This window comes from Streptomyces sp. NPDC015345, from assembly GCF_043078805.1.
Classification (GTDB): domain Bacteria; phylum Actinomycetota; class Actinomycetes; order Streptomycetales; family Streptomycetaceae; genus Streptomyces.
Genome location: NZ_JBIBTX010000007.1, coordinates 512,729 through 528,763, shown reverse-complemented (window position 1 = coordinate 528,763; position 16,035 = coordinate 512,729). Strand labels below are relative to the sequence as shown.

The window sequence follows — 16,035 nt, the reverse complement described above, 5'->3', positions numbered from 1 at the left end:
GTGACGGACGCGGACGCGGCGTCCCGCACTGTGAAGGAGCCTTGTGATGACCACGATCCTGGTGACCGGCGGCACCGGAACCCTCGGCCGCCTCGTGACCGAGCGGCTGCGCTCGGACGGCCACGACGTGCGGGTGCTGAGCCGCCGCTCGCAGCCGTACGCCGTCGATCTGCGGGACGGGGCGGGGCCGGGGCTGGACGCCGCGGTGGCCGGTGTGGACGTGATCGTCCACTGCGCGAGCACGCCGCGCGGCGGTGACGAACGGGCCGCGCGGAATCTGATCGAGGCGGCGCGGAAGGCCGGCGTCGGGCACCTCGTCTACATCTCGATCGTCGGCGTCGACCGGGTGCCGCTCGGCTACTACCGGGCGAAGCTCGCCGTGGAGAAGCTGGTCGAGGAGTCCGGGCTCGGCTGGACGGTGCTGCGGACCACGCAATTCCATGACCTGGTCCTGAGGGTGCTGGCCGGGGCGGCCAAGCTTCCCGTCCTGTTGTTGCCGGCGGGCGTCAGCGATCAGCCGATCGCGGCCGACGAGGTCGCGGCGCGCCTCGCGGAACTGGCGGCCGCTCCCCCGGCCGGCCGGGTCGCCGACATGGGCGGCCCCCAGGTCCGCACCTTCACCGACCTGGCCCACGCCTACCTGCGGACGACCGGCAAACGCCGCCCGGTGCTGCGGGTGCCCCTCGCGGGCAGGACATACCGCGCGATGCGCGAGGGCGGCCACCTCGCTCCTGGCCGGGCGGTGGGGAAGGGCACGTTCGAGGAGTTCCTGGCGGGGCGGTAGCGGTAGCGGTAACTGGGCCTGGCTTAGATAGCGGGGCCGGGCAGGGGCACGGCCACGAGGAGTCCGGCACCGCCGGGCCACCCGGTTCCGCCGCAGCCACTCCCCCGCTCAGGGACGCGGCCCGAAGAGTTCGTCCTGGGCCGCGTCCCGGGCCGCGAGGAGTGCGCCGCGGGTCACCGCCGAGCCGCCCAGTTCGCCGGCGCGGATCTCCGTGGGCAGGGGTGACATGGCGGTGACGCGGGTCTCCACGCGGGCGGCCAGGGCGGTGCCGCCCGCGCGGCCCACCTCGCCGCCGAGTACGACGCACCCGGGGTCGAGGATCGCGGCCATCGCGGCGGTGCCGATGGCCACGCGGTCCGCGACGGCGTCCAGGAAGGCGTCCTCGCGGGCCTCCACCGCGTGCCGCACCACGTCGGCGGCGGACATGCCGGGCCGCACGAGCCCGTGCTCCGCGCCGAGCGCACGGAGCGCGGCGGCGCAGGCCAGCGAGTGGAAACCGCCCTCACAGGCGGTGGCGGACGGCAGGGACCCCGTGCCCGGCACCGGCAGGAAGCCGATCTCCCCGGTGCCGCCGGAAGCGCCCCTGCGCAGCGCCCCGTCCAGCACGACGGCCGCGCCCACGCCTTCGCCGAGCCAGAGCAGCACGAAGGTGTCCCGGTCGCGGGCGGCGCCGTCCCGCTGTTCGGCGCGGGCCGCGAGGTTGGTCTCGTTCTCCACCAGGACGCGCGCGCCGAGCCGATCCTGGAGGGCGCCGGCGAGGCCGCGGTGCCAGGCGGGCAGGGAGGTCGTGTCGTGCAGGTCGCCGGTGACCGGGTCGATGAGGCCGGGCGCGCCGATGCCGACGGTGTGCAGCCGCTGGGCGCCGCCCTCGCGCGCGGCGCTCTCCACGAGGGTGAGGACGCTCTCCACCGCGGACGCGGTGTCGCCGCCGATGGGCGCGGACACCTCGGCGAGCACCGCGCCGAGCAGGTCGGTCACGACGACGGAGACACTGTCGGTGCGTACGTCGAGCGCGGCGAGGTGCGCCCGGTCGGCGACGATTCCGTAGAGCCGGGCGTTCGGGCCGCGCCGCTGGGCACCCGCCTCACCGACGACGGTGACGAGTCCGGACCCCTGGAGGCGTTCGACGAGATCGGCGACCGAGGGCCGGGACAGGCCGGTGAGCTGCTTCAACTGGTTCGCGGTCAGGGGCCCTTCGCTCTGTAGGAAGCCCAGCGCGAGCCGGTCGTTGATGGCCCGGGCGGTACTGGGTGAGGCAGGCATGCCGGGATCCTTCCACAAGGGCTTCTATTTATCAGGCAGGGTTCCTGATAGTTTACGCGCCGTATCGGGGCACACCTGCGCCGTAGCGGGACCCATGCCAGGAGGGGCGGAACGGAATGAGTGAAGTGGTCTACGACGACAGCCGGTTGCGGCGCGCGCGGATCGCCGTGGCCGCCGTCTTCTGTGTGCACGGCGCGGTCACCGGCTCCTTCGCCACCCGGGTGCCGTGGATCCAGGAGCACGCATCGGTCAGCGCGGGCATGCTCGGCCTCGCGCTCGCCTTCCCCGCGATCGGCGCCTCCGTCGCGATGCCGCTCGCGAGCCGGATCAGCCACCGCTTCGGCGCCCGCAACGCGCTGCGCGGGCTCCTCGCGATGTGGACGCTCTCCCTGATCCTGCCCTCGCTCGCGCCGAACCTGCTCACGCTCTGCCTGGCGCTCTTCGTGTACGGCGCGACCTCTGGCGTGTCGGACGTGGCGATGAACGCGCTCGGCGTCGAGACCGAGACCCGTATGCGGAAGTCGATCATGTCGGGCCTGCACGGCATGTGGAGCGTCGGCGCCCTGATCGGCTCCGCGGCCGGTACCGTCGCCGCCCACCTGGGCTCGGACGCCCGGCTGCACCACGCGCTGGCCGCCGCGGCGCTCACCGCGCTCGGCCTCGCCGCCTGCCAGGGCGTCCTCGACCTCCAGGCGACGCCCGAGGAGGAGGTGCCGCCGCGGTTCTCGCTGCCGCCCAAGTCGGCGCTGCTCATCGGTGCCGTCGGCTTCTGCGCGGTCTTCGCGGAGGGGGCGAGCCTCGACTGGTCGGCGGTGTATCTGCGGGACGTCCTGGACTCCTCAGCCGGTGTCGCCGCCGCGTCCACCACCGGCTTCACGCTCACCATGGCCGTCGCGAGGCTGGCGGGCGACGCGGTGGTGAACCGGTTCGGCGCGGTGCGCACGGTGCGTGTCGGCGGGGTGCTCGCGGCGCTCGGCGGGCTGCTGGTGGTCCTCGCCTCCCACCCGGTCATGGCCATGGGCGGCTTCGCGCTCCTCGGTCTCGGCATCGCGGTCGTGGTGCCGCTGGCGTTCGCCGCGGCGGGGCGCAGCGGTCCGAACCCCAGCCAGGCCATCGCGGGTGTCGCGACCATCACGTACACCTCGGGTCTGATCGCCCCCTCCGCGATCGGGACGCTGGCGGACGTGACGAGCCTCGTGACCTCCTTCGGCCTGGTGACAGTGCTCGCGTTCGGCCTCGCGATCTTCGCGGGGGTGCTGCGGACGGACGGCCGCAAGGCGGCTCGGCCGCAGAGCGCGCAGCCGACCGGAGAGAAGTCGCACTGACGTCGCATTAACATGGCGTCGATCATTTCGGGCCACGCGTGACACGGACGCGGCCCGGTCCAGCGCACAGAAAGCGACACTCACCATGGATCTCGGCGTGCGCTGGAAACTGCACGGTGACGGCCGTACCCCCGCTCCCGGCGCGGTCGTGCGGCCCGACGAGCGGCTCTCGTGGCCGCGGACCTTCGGGCTCGGCGCGCAGCACGTGGTGGCCATGTTCGGCGCGTCTTTCGTGGCGCCCGTCCTGATGGGTCTCGACCCGAATCTGGCCATCATGATGTCGGGCGTCGCGACCGTCATCTTCCTGCTCGCCACCCGCGGCCGCGTGCCCAGCTACCTGGGCTGCTCGCTCTCCTTCGTGGGCGTCGCCGCGGTCATCCGCGCGCAGGGCGGCTCCAGCGCGACGGTGACCGGCGCGGTCCTCGTGGTCGGCGCCGCGCTGTTCCTGGTGGGGCTCGCGGTGCAGAAGTTCGGGGCGCGGGTCATCCACGCCGCGATGCCGCCGATCGTGACCGGCGCGGTCGTCATGCTGATCGGCTTCAACCTGGCGCCGGTCACCGCCTCGACGTACTGGCCGCAGGACCAGTGGACGGCGCTGCTGGTGATGCTCTTCACCGGCCTGGCCGTGGTGTGTCTTCGCGGCTTCTGGTCGCGCATCGCCATCTTCCTCGGCCTGATCTTCGGCTACGGCATCTCCTGGGTCCTCGACCAGGTCTTCGGCAAGATCCACTCGGCGGACGGCTCCGGCAAGGTCGTCGACCACTGGCGCCTCGACCTGTCCGCCGTCGGCCGGGCCGACTGGATCGGGCTGCCCTCCTTCCACGCGCCGAGCTTCGAGTGGTCGGCGATCCTCGTGGCGCTGCCGGTCGTCATCGCGCTGATCGCGGAGAACGCGGGCCACGTCAAGGCCGTGGGCGAGATGACCGGTGACGACCTCGACGACAAGCTCGGCACGGCGATCTCCGCCGACGGCGCGGCGTCCATGCTCTCCACCGCGGTCGGCGGCCCGCCCAACACGACGTACTCCGAGAACATCGGGGTCATGGCGGCGACCCGCGTCTACTCCACGGCCGCGTACTGGGCGGCGGCCTGCTTCGCGCTGCTCTTCGGGCTCTGCCCCAAGTTCGGCGCGGTCGTCGCGGCGATCCCGGGCGGTGTGCTCGGCGGCATCACCGTCATCCTCTACGGCATGATCGGCCTGCTCGGCGCGCAGATCTGGATCAACGCCAAGGTGGATCTGCGCAACCCGCTGAACCTGGTGCCGGCCGCCGCGGGCATCATCATCGGCGTCGGCGGCGTCTCGCTGAAGTTCACCGACAACTTCGAGCTGAGCGGCATCGCGCTCGGCACGATCGTCGTCATCACCGGCTATCACGTGCTGCGCGCGTTCGCACCGCCGCACCTCAAGACCCAGGAACCGCTGCTGGACGCGGGTACGTCGACGTACGACGAGAAGAGCGAGAGCCGGAGCGGCGGCGCCCGGTAATCCGGTGGACGTGGTGCGCACCGGCGGGCTACCGTGCGCGCCATGTCCAGCCCCGAGTCCGACAGACTCCGGCCACCGGTCGTTCGGTGGCTTCCCGCGCCGTCGCACTGACGCCTGCGACCGTTACGTGCCGCCTTCCGCGCGCTCGCACAGCCACCGGATCACCGCTCCCGTGTCCTGATCGTTTCGATCGATCCACACCGTGGTTGCGGAGTTTCGCTGTGCCCTTTGCCCTTTACCTGCTCGGACTTGCCGTCTTCGCGCAAGGCACCTCCGAGTTCATGCTGTCCGGCCTCGTGTCGGACATCGCCCGGGACCTGGATGTCTCCATCCCGTCCGCGGGCCATCTCACCTCGGCCTTCGCCGTGGGAATGGTCATCGGTGCGCCGCTGATGGCCCTGCTGAGCCGTCGCTTCTCGCGGCGGCGCGCGCTGCTGGCCTTCCTCGTCACCTTCCTGCTCGTCCATGTCGTCGGCGCGCTCACCACGAGCTTCGCGCTGCTGCTCGTGACGCGGGTGATCGGCGCCCTCGCCAACGCCGGTTTCCTCGCGGTCGCCCTCGTGACCGCCACGAGCATGGTCGAGCCGGGCGCCAAGGGGCGCGCCACGTCGGCGCTGCTCGGCGGCGTGACGGTCGCCTGTGTCGCGGGCGTGCCCGCGGGGGCGGTGCTCGGCGAGGTGTGGGGGTGGCGTTCGGCGTTCTGGGCGGTGGCCCTGCTCTCCGTGCCCGCCGTCATCGCCATCGCGCGGGCCGTGCCGGCCGGTGCCGCCGGGGCGCCGGATGCCGCCGGGCCGAGCGCGCTCAGTGAGCTGCGCGCGCTCCGCGGCCCGCGGCTCCTGTCGACGCTGCTGCTCGGCGCGCTGGTGAACGGTGCGACGTTCTGCACGTTCACCTACCTGGCGCCGCTGGTCACCGAGGTCACCGGGCTCGGCCCTGGCTGGGTGCCGGTGGTGCTGGCGCTCTTCGGCATCGGTTCGTTCGTCGGGGTCACCGTGGGCGGTCGCGTCGCCGACGTGCGGCCCGTGCCGCTCCTGGTCCTCGGTTCGCTCGCGCTGCTCGGCGGGTGGGTCCTTCTCGCGGTGACGGCCGCGTCCCCGGTGGCCGTGCTCGTGCTGGTCCTCGTCCAGGGCACGCTGTCGTTCGGCGTCGGCTCCACGTTGATCTCGCAGGCCCTCTACGCGGCGACGGCCGCCCCCACCCTGGCCGGCGGCTTCGCCACGGCCGCGTTCAACGTGGGCGGGGCGCTCGGCCCTTGGTTCGGCGGCCTCGCGATCTCCGCGGGGCTCGGCTACCGCTCACCCCTGTGGGCCAGCGCGCTCCTCGTGGCAACGGCCCTGATCATCGGAGCCACGGCCCTCGGCCTCAGCCGCCGCGTGCGCCCGGCGGCGACAGCGGCTCGAGCACGCGCCGACTCCTCGACGTAGGACGGAGCGAAGACGCCGGGCGAGGCGACGGCAGACGCGCCCAACCCGCCCGGCACCCCGCCCCGCCGCGACGTGAGCGCGAGACACGGCCCTCCGCCTGAGCCGACGCGTGCGCCCGGCGGCAGTGGAACGGCGTCGGCGGCCACAGCCGAAGGCGGCCGACGCCACCACATCCCCGCCCCTCACGCCACCCCCACACGCCCCGCCTCCCGGCACCCCGCGTCCCTCGTTTCGGGGAAGTGGGCGGTGCGCCGGTGTGCGGGGCGGGGCGGGGCTGCGACGCTGCCCGCATGGCGCAGTTGGAGCGGTTCGCAGAGTCCAGGGTCCCGCGGCGCGGGGTCGACGGCGTGGTGGCGCGGATGCGTGCGCTCGGCGACGACCTGCCGCCGTGCGACGGGGTGGCCGTCTTCAACCGGGTCTATCTCTCCGTCACCGAGGAGGTCGGCCGGCACCTCGGCCTCGGCGTCTTCCCGGACGCCCGGGCGGCGACCACGCTCGGCGTCCGGTTCGCCGAGCGCTACCTCGCCGCCGTCGACGCGGCGGCCGAGGAGCGCCGGCCGCCCGCCTGCTGGCGTCCGCTGTTCCAGTACCGGCACCATCCCGGCGTACGTCCGCTGCAGTTCGCCCTCGCCGGCATCAACGCGCACATCGGCCACGACCTGGCGCTCGCCGTCGTCGACTCCTGCCGTGCGCTCGGCTGTGAACCGGCCGATCTGGAGGACGAGTTCGACGGCGTGGGCGACATCCTCGTCACACTGGAGGAGCGCATCCGCGAAGAGCTGATGCCGGGTCCCGACCTCCTCCAGATCGGCGATCCGCTGACGCATCTGGCGGGTTCCTGGAGCCTGGAGCGGGCCCGCGACGGCGCGTGGGGTGCCGCCCGCGCCCTGTGGGCCCTGCGCGATCTGCCGGGCGTCGCGCGGGAGTTCGGGGAGCGCCTCGACGGGGCGGTGGGACTGGTGGGCCGCATCCTGCTGACGCCGCTGCCGGACTGACCGAACCGCCCACCCGGCACCGCGCTCCCTGTACGTTGCGTCGAAGGCCCCGACGCGAAGGAGCACAGGCATGGCGACCCGACTCGGACTGAGCCTCCCGCAGGGCAGGCAGTACGCCATCGGACGCGACGTCCCGGCGGTGGCCAGGGCCGCCGAGGACATCGGCTACGCGAGCGTGTGGGTCTTCGAGCGCGTCCTGTGCCCCGACCCCGCCACGCAGGGCCTGTACGGCATTCCGGGCCGCGCCTGGCCCGACCACTACCGCTCGGTCGCCGACCCGCTGATCACCCTGGCGCTCGCCGCCTCCGCCACGGACCGGGTCGCGCTCGGCACCAGCGTCCTCATCGCCCCGCTGCACGTCCCCCTCCAGCTCGCCCGCTCTCTCGCCACGCTGGACGCGGCGAGCGGCGGCCGGGTCGTCGCGGGCCTCGGCACGGGCTGGTCCCTGGACGAGTACGCGGCGGCGTCGGTGGCGCCCTTCGCCCGGCGCGGCAAGGTCCTGGACGAACTCATCGACGTCTGCCACGCGGTGTGGGGGCCCGACCCGGTGGCGTACGAAGGGGAGTTGACGACCATCGTGCCCGCCGCGGTCGGCCCCAAGCCCGCCCGGCCGATCCCGATCCTGCTGCCCGCGAACAGCCCGCGCGCGCTGCGCAGGCTCGTGGACCGGGCCGACGGCTGGATGCCGCTGGGCATGGGGCCCGAGGCCCTCGCCGCGCAGTGGGCCAAGGTGCGGGAGGCGGCCGCGGAGCGGGGCCGGGAGCGGCCCCTCCGCACCGTGGTGCGGGCCAACGCCCGCTACACGCCGAGGGCGTACGTCGGCGAGGGCCGCGCCCCCTTCCAGGGCGACGCCGCGCAGATCGCCGAGGACCTCGCGGCGCACGCGGCGGTCGGCGTCGAGGAGATCATCGTGGAGCTCGCGGTGTCCGCGCGGGACGCCCAGGAGCTCAAGGACGTCGCCGCCGCGGTGTACGAGGCCGCGCGGGCGGCCGGGGTCTAGACGGCCGCCCGGCGCCGCCCGTCAGTCCTCGGGCAGCTCGACCGGGGCGATCTCGTCGTAGACGTCGCCGGGGCCGGGGTTGGTGGCGTCCGTGGACCCGCCGAAGTGGTGCATCACGCCCCACACGGCGTTCAGCGCGGTCTGGATCGCGCCCTCGGCCCAGCCGGCCGTCCAGGAGATGTCGTCGCCCGCGAGGAAGATGCCGCGCTTGTCCTCGGGCAGCCGGTCCTGCATGAAGTGGGTGAACAGGCGCCGCTGGTAGCGGTAGTGGCCCGGCAGGTTCGCCTTGAAGGCGCCCATGAAGTAGGGCTCGTTCTCCCAGGAGACCGTCACCGGGTTGCCGATGATGTGCTTCCTGATGTCGACCTTCGGGTAGATCTCGCCGAGCGACTTGAGCATGACCTCCATGCGCTCGTTCGCCGACAGGGGCAGCCACTTCAGGCTGTCGTCGCACCAGGTGTAGGAGAGGCAGATGACGGCGGGCTTGTCCGGCCCGTCGTCCAGCAGGTAGGTGCCGCGCGTCATCCGGTCGGTGAGCGTCATCGACATGACGTCACGGCCGGTCGGGTTTCCCCTGTCGTCGACGGCCTTGTCCAGCCAGAACGGCCTGTCCACCGGCACGAACAGCTTCGAGCTCTCCATGTAGTGGGTGCGCTCCATCGCCGTCCAGTGGTCGATGGGGAAGAGCGAGTCGTCGCACTCGATCTTCGAGAGCAGCAGCCAGGACTGGGCGGTGAAGATCGCCGCCTGGTAGGTGCGGATGTCGCCGGAGGCGTCCGTGACGGTGACGCGGTTCCCCGCGGTGCGGGTCAGGCGGGTCACGGCGGGCTTGGGCTCGCCGCCGTGCAGCGACTTCAGGGACGTACCGAGCGGCCAGTGCACGATCTTCTGCGGCTCGCGGTCCCACAGGCGCAGCGGCAGCTGCTGGCTGCCGCCGACGATGCCGCGGTGGTGGTCGTCGGCCTCGGTGTAGACGACGCGCAGGATCTCCAGGATGGAGTTCGGGAAGTCGGTGTCCCAGCCGCCCGTGCCGAAGCCGACCTGGCCGAAGATCTCGCGGTGCCGGAAGGACTTGAAGGCCTCGGAGTCGCAGAGGAAGCCGTAGAAGGTCTGGTTGTCGAGCTTCTCGACGAGCTTGGCCCAGATCTCGCGGATCTTCGGCACGTCGCGCTCGCGCAGCGCGCGGTTCATGTCGGAGAAGTCCGCGCCCTCCTCCAGACAGTCGGCCCACGCCTTGGCCACGTCGCGGTAGACCTGCGGCAGGTCCTCGACGGTCTCGGCGTAGTGCGACTCGCCCTTGAGGTCCACGACCGTCGAGGGGGTCGACTCGGCGAGCGGGTTGGGGAACGGGCTGGTCTTCAGGCCCACCAGGTCGATGTAGTGCTGGAGGGCCGTGGAGGACGGCGGGAAGCGCATCGCGCCCATCTCGGCGGTGAGCGAGGGGTCGCAGCCCTCGAAGCCGACGGTGCGCAGCCGGCCGCCGATCTGGTCGGCCTCGTACACGACGGGCTTGAGGCCCATCTTCATCAGTTCGTACGCGGCCACGATGCCGGACAGGCCGCCGCCGATGACGGCGACCTCGGTGCCGTGCTCGGTGGCGGGTATCTGGCCGAGGCCCGCGGGGTGCGCGAGGTAGTCGTCGTACGCGTAGGGGAAGTCCGGGCCGAACATGGTGATCGGCGGCTGGGCGTCGGTGTGCTGGATGGCGGTGGGCACCGTGGACGTCATGGGGTACGGACTCCTTGCACGGAACTGAAAAAGGCAGGTGGGGGGGGCTGGGCTCAGACGAGGGACGCGTACAGGCCGGGGCGGCGGTCGCGCAGGTAGGGGTTGTTCTCGCGGGAGGCGCTCAGGAACTCCGGGTCGACGTCACCGATGACCAGCTCCTCGCCGCGGCCCGCGCGGGCGCGCGCCACGCCGTCGGGACCGGCCAGCGTGGAGAGCCCGACGAACTCGAACTCTCCCTCCGGGCCGACCCGGTTGACGTACGCGACGTACATCTGGTTCTCGAAGGCGCGCACCGGCACGACGGACTCGGCGACGAACTGGAAGGGGTGCATCTGCGCGGTGGGGACGACCAGGAGGTCGGTGCCGGCGAGGGCGTGCGCGCGGACGTTCTCCGGGAACTCCACGTCGTAGCAGATCATGAGGCCGACGCGGACGCCGCCCAACTCCGCCTGGACGACGGGCTGTTCGCCCGTCGTGAAGGAGTCGCGCTCGAAGCAGCCGAAGAGGTGGGTCTTGCGGTAGTTCGCGAGCCGGGCGCCGTCGGGGCCGATCAGCTGCGCGGAGTTGTAGACCGCCTCGCCCTCGCGCTCCGGGTAGCCGTAGACGATGCCGACGCCGTGGCGGGCCGCGATCTCGGCGATGGCCGTGGCCGATGCGCCGTCGGCGGGCTCGGCGAGGCGGGCGATGCCGTCGCCGATCGCGTAGCCGGTGAGGAAGAGCTCGGGAGCGGCCAGCAGTCCGGCCCCCGCGGCGGCCGCGCGTCCCGCCGCCTCGTCGAGCGCCGTGAGGTTCTCGGTGACGGATCCGAGCTGCCCGGAACTCTGGAGCAGGGCGGTGCGCAGCGCAGGCATGGCTGATCCTCAGGGCGTACGAAGGGGCAGGTGGGGTCCGTTAGACGGTACGGTCGGCGGCCTTGCCGGGACAAGGCGCGACCGTTGCGGGCAGCCGCGCGATCTGTTGCGCGTGGCGGGTCATCGGCGGTGATTCGTTGCGCGGGGAGACGCGCCTCACGTATCAGCGCTGTCCACCCACGGGCGCAGGGCCCGCGCGGCCGTCCCCGCCGCGCGGGGGAAGCGGAGTGCCGCCCGTGGCCGGACGTGCCGGGGCCCCCTTCCGCGAGAGCGTGATGACACCCGGAGAGACCGGGTGAACGCCTGGCAGAGGGAAGGCCTCCCATGAGCCGTACGACCATCGACCGCGTCCTCGACCGCCGCCGCGCCCTGGCGGTGGGCGCCGCGCTCCTCATGACCGCGGGGGTGGCCGGTGTGGCCGTCGCGTCCGGGGAGGACGTGTCACGCCCCGCCTCGTCGACCGCAGCGCCCCACACGGCCGACAAGGCCACCGAGCGCGAGGCCGCCGCGCTCACCGGCACGGCGAAGATGTACCGCGAGACCACGGAGGACGTGACGTTCACCTTCGACGCGCATCTGGCGGCTCAGGACAACGGCGACCCGTCGAAGGCGACCGGCACCTTCCGCTTCGTCCATCTGGACAAGCCGGGCGGTGAGGGCGGCTGGGCGAAGGGCCGCATCGACTGCCTGATGACGGGCGGCAAGGTGGCCACGGCGACCGGGATCATCACCGCCACGAACCTGAAGGACATCAAGGGCGGCCGGGTCGGCTTCACGGTCCACGACACGGGCGGCACCGACCGCGTGGGCTACAGCTGGGCGGCCGTGGGCGGCCCCGACGGCACGAAGAACCTCCCGAAGTGCACCAGCTCGGCCCCACACGAGAAGGTCAAGAGCGGCACGGGCGACTTCCACGTAACCCCGTGGAAGGTCCCGTACCCGAAGGCCCCGTAAGACACGCGAGGACTGCGCGACGAGCCCCCACCAACCCGCACCCGCAAACCCGAACCCAGACCCCACCCACCGAAGGGGCGCGGGGAACTGCGCGACCAGCCCCCACCAACCCGCACCCGAAAACCCGGACCCAGACCCCACCCACCCAAGGGGCGCGGGGAACTGCGCGACCAGCCCCCACCAACCCGCACCCGCAGACCCGAACAGCTACGCCGGCGACCCGGAAGAAAACCTCCGCATCAACGGCGAAAGCACCAGCACCGACCTCGTCCGCTCAACGAACGGCTCCCCCGCGATCCGCTCAAGCACCCGCTCGAAATGCCGCATATCCGCGGCGAAGACCTGAACGATCGCGTCCGCATCCCCCGTGACGGTGGACGCGGACGCGATCTCCGGGTACCGCTCGAGCCCCCGCTTGATCGCCTCCGGCGAGGTATTGCGGCGACAGTAGATCTCGATGAACCCCTCGGTCTCCCAGCCGAGAGCCGCGGGGTCCACCCGCACCGTGAAGCCCGTGATGGCTCCGGTGGCCCGCAGCCGGTCGACGCGCCGCTTGACGGCGGGCGCGGAGAGCCCGACCAGCTGGCCGATGTCGGCGTAGGAGCGGCGGGCGTCCTCGGCGAGGGCGTGCACGATGCGTTCGTCGAGATCGTTCAGTCGCACGGGGGGTCGATCACTTTTCTGCTGTGGCCAATCGGGAGCGGCGCATGCCGTACAGGAAGTAGAACACGAGGCCGACAGCCATCCAGACACCGAACACGACCCACGTCACGGAGTCGAGGCTGAACATGTTGTACGCGCAGAAGCCGAAGCCGAGCACCGGGAAGAGCCAGCCGAGCGGCACCCGGAAGGTGCGCGGCATGTCCGGGCGGGTGCGGCGCAGCACGATCACGGCGATGTTGACCAGGCCGAAGGCGAAGAGCGTGCCGATGCTGGTGGCGTCGACGAGCTTGCCGAGCGGGATGACCGAGGCGAGCGCGGCGCAGAACAGCGACACGATGACGGTGTTCACGCGGGGCGTGCCCGTCTTCTTGCTGACCTTGCCGAAGGCCTTGGGGACGAGGCCGTCGCGCGACATGGCGAACAGCACGCGGGTCTGGCCGTAGAGGACGGTCAGGACGACGGACGCGATGGAGATGACCGCGCCGGCGGCGAGCAGCGTGCCCCAGAAGTTCTGGCCACTGACGTCGTTCATGATCGCGGCGAGCGTGGCCTCGGAGCCCTCGAAGTCCTTCCAGTTCCAGGCGCCGACGGCGACGGCCGCGACCAGGACGTAGAGGGCCGTGACGATGATCAGCGAGAGCATGATCGCGCGCGGCAGGTCGCGCTGCGGGTTCTTCGCCTCCTCACCGGCGGTGGAGGCGGCGTCGAAGCCGATGTACGAGAAGAACAGGCTCGCGGCGGCGGCGCTGACGCCGGCCGTGCCGAGCGGCATGAAGTCGGAGTAGTTGCCGGACTTGAAGCCCATGAAGCCGATGGTGCAGAAGAGCACGAGCGCGGCGATCTTCACGATGACCATGACCGTGTTGGCCGTCGCCGACTCCTTGGCGCCGCCGAGCAGGAACACCATGGCCAGCAGCACGACGATCAGGCCGGGCAGGTTGATGACGCCGCCCTCGCCGGGTGCGGAGGAGAGCACGGCGGGGATGGTGACGCCGATGGTCCCGTCGAGGAGTTCGTTGAGGTACTCGCCCCAGCCGACGGCGACGGCCGCGACCGAGACGCCGTACTCCAGGACGAGACACCAGCCGCAGACCCAGGCGATGAGTTCGCCCATCGTTGCGTACGCGTACGAGTACGAGGAGCCGGCGACGGGTATGGAGCCCGCCAGTTCCGCGTACGAGAGTGCCGAGAAGAGGGCGGTGAGTCCGGCGATCACGAACGACACGGTCACGGCGGGGCCGGCCTTGGGGACGCTCTCGCCGAGGACGACGAAGATGCCGGTGCCGAGCGTGGCACCGATGCTGATCATGGTGAGCTGCCACATGCCGAGGGAGCGCCTCAGCGAGCCTCCCTCACCCTGGCCACCCTCCGCGACCAGGAGTTCCACCGGCTTGCGGCGCATCAAACGGCCGCCGAGCCCGGAGAGGCCCGGGGGGCTTGGGCGGTTCTGCGGGGGTGCGCCTTGGTCGAGCACGCGCTGGCTCCTTCATCGCTGCCGGTCACGGCGGCGGGGACCCATGGCACCCGTGTCGGAAGACGGGAACCACCGAGCAGGCAGTCCCCGCCACACCACGTTCAGCGCCTGACTCTAAGGTCCGCGCCTTCCCGACCGTAATGCAGCAACCTTGCGCAACACCAGTTGATCATTGCGCACTTCCGTCATATGTGCGTCTTCGTTGCGCGGTCCGTTTAGTCCGTTGCGTTCCACCCTTTCCGCGACGACGACGAAAGGCCCCCTCGGAGTGTTCCGAGGGGGCCTTTCGTGAGGTGTCCGGTACGGAGGTGACTAGCTCCAGCTGGCGTGCAGCGGCTTGCCCTCCGCGTATCCGGCGGCGCTCTGGATGCCCACCGTGGCCTTCTCGGTGAACTCCGCGAGGGACGCCGCGCCCGCGTAGGTGCAGGAGGAGCGGACGCCCGCGATGATCGAGTCGATCAGGTCCTCGACGCCCGGACGGGTCGGGTCGAGGAACATGCGGGAGGTCGAGATGCCCTCCTCGAAGAGCGCCTTGCGGGCCCGGTCGTACGCCGACTCCTCGCTCGTGCGGTTGCGCACCGCGCGGGCGGAGGCCATGCCGAAGGACTCCTTGTACGCGCGGCCCTGGGCGTCGTGCTGGAGGTCGCCCGGGGACTCGTACGTACCAGCGAACCAGGAGCCGATCATGACGTTCGAGGCACCGGCGGCCAGCGCCATGGCGACGTCGCGGGGGTGGCGGACACCGCCGTCGGCCCACACGTGCTTGCCGTACTTCTTCGCCTCGGCGGCGCATTCGAACACCGCGGAGAACTGCGGGCGGCCGACGCCGGTCATCATGCGCGTGGTGCACATGGCGCCGGGGCCCACGCCGACCTTGATGATGTCGGCGCCCGCCTCGATGAGGTCGCGCACGCCCTCGGCGGCGACGATGTTGCCCGCGACGATCGGCACCCGCGGGTCGAGCGCGCGCACGGCCTTGACCGCGGCGATCATCGACTCCTGGTGGCCGTGGGCGGTGTCCACGACGAGCGTGTCGACGCCCGCGTCGAGGAGCTGCTTGGCCTTGCCCGCCACGTCGCCGTTGATGCCGACGGCGGCGGCGATGCGCAGGCCGCCGTTGGCGTCGACGGCCGGGGTGTAGAGGGTGGCGCGCAGGGCGCCCGTGCGGGTCAGGATGCCGGCGAGGCGGCCGTCCTTGTCCACGGCGGGGGCGTACCGGCGGTTGGCGTGGTCCAGCTTGTTGAACGCGTCGCGCGGGTCGATGTCGGCGTCCAGGAGCAGCAGGTCCCTGGACATGACCTCGGAGAGCTGCGTGAAGCGGTCCACGCCGTTCAGGTCGGTGTCGGTGACGACGCCCACGGGCTTCTGGTCGGCGTCGACCACGACACCGGCGTTGTGCGCGCGCTTGGGCAGCAGCGCGAGGGCGTCCGCGACGGTCTGCGACGGGGCCAGGACGATCGGGGTGTCCAGGACGTGGTGGCGCGTCTTGACCCAGGAGACGACGTCGGTGACGACCTCGATCGGGATGTCCTGGGGGATGACGACGAGGCCGCCGCGGCGGGCGACGGTCTCGGCCATGCGCCGGCCGGCGATCGCGGTCATGTTGGCGACGACCAGCGGGATCGTGGTGCCGGTCCCGTCGGGCGAGGTCAGGTCGACACCCTGACGGGAACCGACGGCGGAGCGCCTCGGCACCATGAAGACGTCGTCGTACGTCAGGTCGTAGGGAACCGGAGGAGTTGATACATGCCGCCCCGTACCGGGCTCAAGGAAACGCATAAGTCTCACATTTTCACGCGAAACGGCGCAGGTCACTCCCACAAAGACACAGCAAAACGCCCCCGACCATGTCTGGTCCTCCAAAGAGGTACGGGGGCTCATGCGCAGGACAGTGGGCCTGCCTTACGTCGAAAGGTTACCCGAGGTCCCACGGATCGGCGAGCCGGCCACGGCCGAGGGGTCGCGTCGACGGGGCGGCGCAGGGTGGGGCGGCGCGCGACAACGGGCTGGTGCGGGCCGAAAAGGAGTGAGGACAACATGGTTGCGGCAGAACGGAGTTGGGATATCCATGTTTACAACTGGACGAGT

The 16,035-nt window shown here is 71.8% G+C and carries 13 protein-coding genes; 7 read left to right on the top strand and 6 right to left on the bottom strand.

Annotation, left to right across the window (positions count from 1 at the left end; all coding sequences use genetic code 11):
- Window positions 1-46 precede the first annotated feature (46 nt).
- Entirely contained in the window at window positions 47-784 is a 738-nt protein-coding gene (locus ACF062_RS29120; RefSeq protein ID WP_392142621.1) for an SDR family oxidoreductase, read from the top strand.
- A gap of 108 nt (window positions 785-892) precedes the next feature.
- On the opposite strand, the gene ACF062_RS29115 is transcribed toward ACF062_RS29120, so the two are convergent.
- Window positions 893-2,047 (bottom strand): ROK family transcriptional regulator, encoded by a 1,155-nt coding sequence (locus tag ACF062_RS29115; protein ID WP_392142620.1) that lies wholly within the window; start codon window positions 2,045-2,047, stop codon window positions 893-895.
- 116 nt (window positions 2,048-2,163) lie between these two features.
- On the opposite strand from ACF062_RS29115, the gene ACF062_RS29110 reads away from it, so the two are divergent.
- From ACF062_RS29110 to ACF062_RS29090, 5 genes are all read left to right on the top strand, one after another.
- Window positions 2,164-3,372 carry an MFS transporter gene (locus ACF062_RS29110; protein ID WP_392142619.1) on the top strand — a complete coding sequence of 403 codons (1,209 nt, stop codon included), beginning with the start codon at window positions 2,164-2,166 and terminating at the stop codon, window positions 3,370-3,372.
- 85 nt (window positions 3,373-3,457) lie between these two features.
- The gene (locus ACF062_RS29105; RefSeq protein WP_392142618.1) at window positions 3,458-4,858 is read left to right on the top strand and encodes a uracil-xanthine permease family protein; all 1,401 of its coding nucleotides are present in this window, start codon (window positions 3,458-3,460) and stop codon (window positions 4,856-4,858) included.
- Window positions 4,859-5,079: 221 nt separating this feature from the next.
- Window positions 5,080-6,282 (top strand): Cmx/CmrA family chloramphenicol efflux MFS transporter, encoded by a 1,203-nt coding sequence (locus ACF062_RS29100; RefSeq protein ID WP_392142617.1) that lies wholly within the window; start codon window positions 5,080-5,082, stop codon window positions 6,280-6,282.
- 290 nt (window positions 6,283-6,572) lie between these two features.
- Complete coding sequence (locus tag ACF062_RS29095) at window positions 6,573-7,277, top strand: DUF5995 family protein (protein ID WP_392142616.1); 705 nt, start codon at window positions 6,573-6,575, stop codon at window positions 7,275-7,277.
- Window positions 7,278-7,347: 70 nt separating this feature from the next.
- Window positions 7,348-8,277, top strand: coding sequence for an LLM class F420-dependent oxidoreductase (locus tag ACF062_RS29090; RefSeq protein ID WP_392142615.1), 930 nt, complete (start codon window positions 7,348-7,350; stop codon window positions 8,275-8,277).
- Between the two features lie 21 nt (window positions 8,278-8,298).
- Here ACF062_RS29090 and ACF062_RS29085 read toward each other — a convergent pair whose 3' ends face one another.
- Both ACF062_RS29085 and ACF062_RS29080 read right to left on the bottom strand, forming a co-directional pair.
- Window positions 8,299-10,005: a flavin monoamine oxidase family protein gene (locus ACF062_RS29085; RefSeq protein WP_392142614.1), complete on the bottom strand. Its 1,707-nt coding sequence runs from the start codon at window positions 10,003-10,005 to the stop codon at window positions 8,299-8,301.
- Window positions 10,006-10,058: 53 nt separating this feature from the next.
- A complete protein-coding gene (locus tag ACF062_RS29080) occupies window positions 10,059-10,856 on the bottom strand; it encodes a carbon-nitrogen hydrolase family protein (RefSeq protein ID WP_392142613.1) in 798 nt (265 codons plus the stop codon).
- Window positions 10,857-11,180: 324 nt separating this feature from the next.
- Between ACF062_RS29080 and ACF062_RS29075 the strand changes: the two genes are divergently transcribed.
- Window positions 11,181-11,810 carry a Repetin gene (locus tag ACF062_RS29075; RefSeq protein ID WP_392142612.1) on the top strand — a complete coding sequence of 210 codons (630 nt, stop codon included), beginning with the start codon at window positions 11,181-11,183 and terminating at the stop codon, window positions 11,808-11,810.
- Window positions 11,811-12,017: 207 nt separating this feature from the next.
- Here the strand turns inward: ACF062_RS29075 and ACF062_RS29070 are convergent, their stop codons facing one another.
- The 3 genes from ACF062_RS29070 to ACF062_RS29060 all read right to left on the bottom strand — a co-directional run bounded on the left by ACF062_RS29070 (window position 12,018) and on the right by ACF062_RS29060 (window position 15,726).
- Complete coding sequence (locus ACF062_RS29070) at window positions 12,018-12,473, bottom strand: Lrp/AsnC family transcriptional regulator (protein WP_223773496.1); 456 nt, start codon at window positions 12,471-12,473, stop codon at window positions 12,018-12,020.
- Between the two features lie 10 nt (window positions 12,474-12,483).
- Window positions 12,484-13,947 (bottom strand): amino acid permease, encoded by a 1,464-nt coding sequence (locus ACF062_RS29065; protein ID WP_392142611.1) that lies wholly within the window; start codon window positions 13,945-13,947, stop codon window positions 12,484-12,486.
- A gap of 312 nt (window positions 13,948-14,259) precedes the next feature.
- Complete coding sequence (locus ACF062_RS29060; RefSeq protein ID WP_392142610.1) at window positions 14,260-15,726, bottom strand: GuaB1 family IMP dehydrogenase-related protein; 1,467 nt, start codon at window positions 15,724-15,726, stop codon at window positions 14,260-14,262.
- Window positions 15,727-16,035 lie beyond the last annotated feature (309 nt).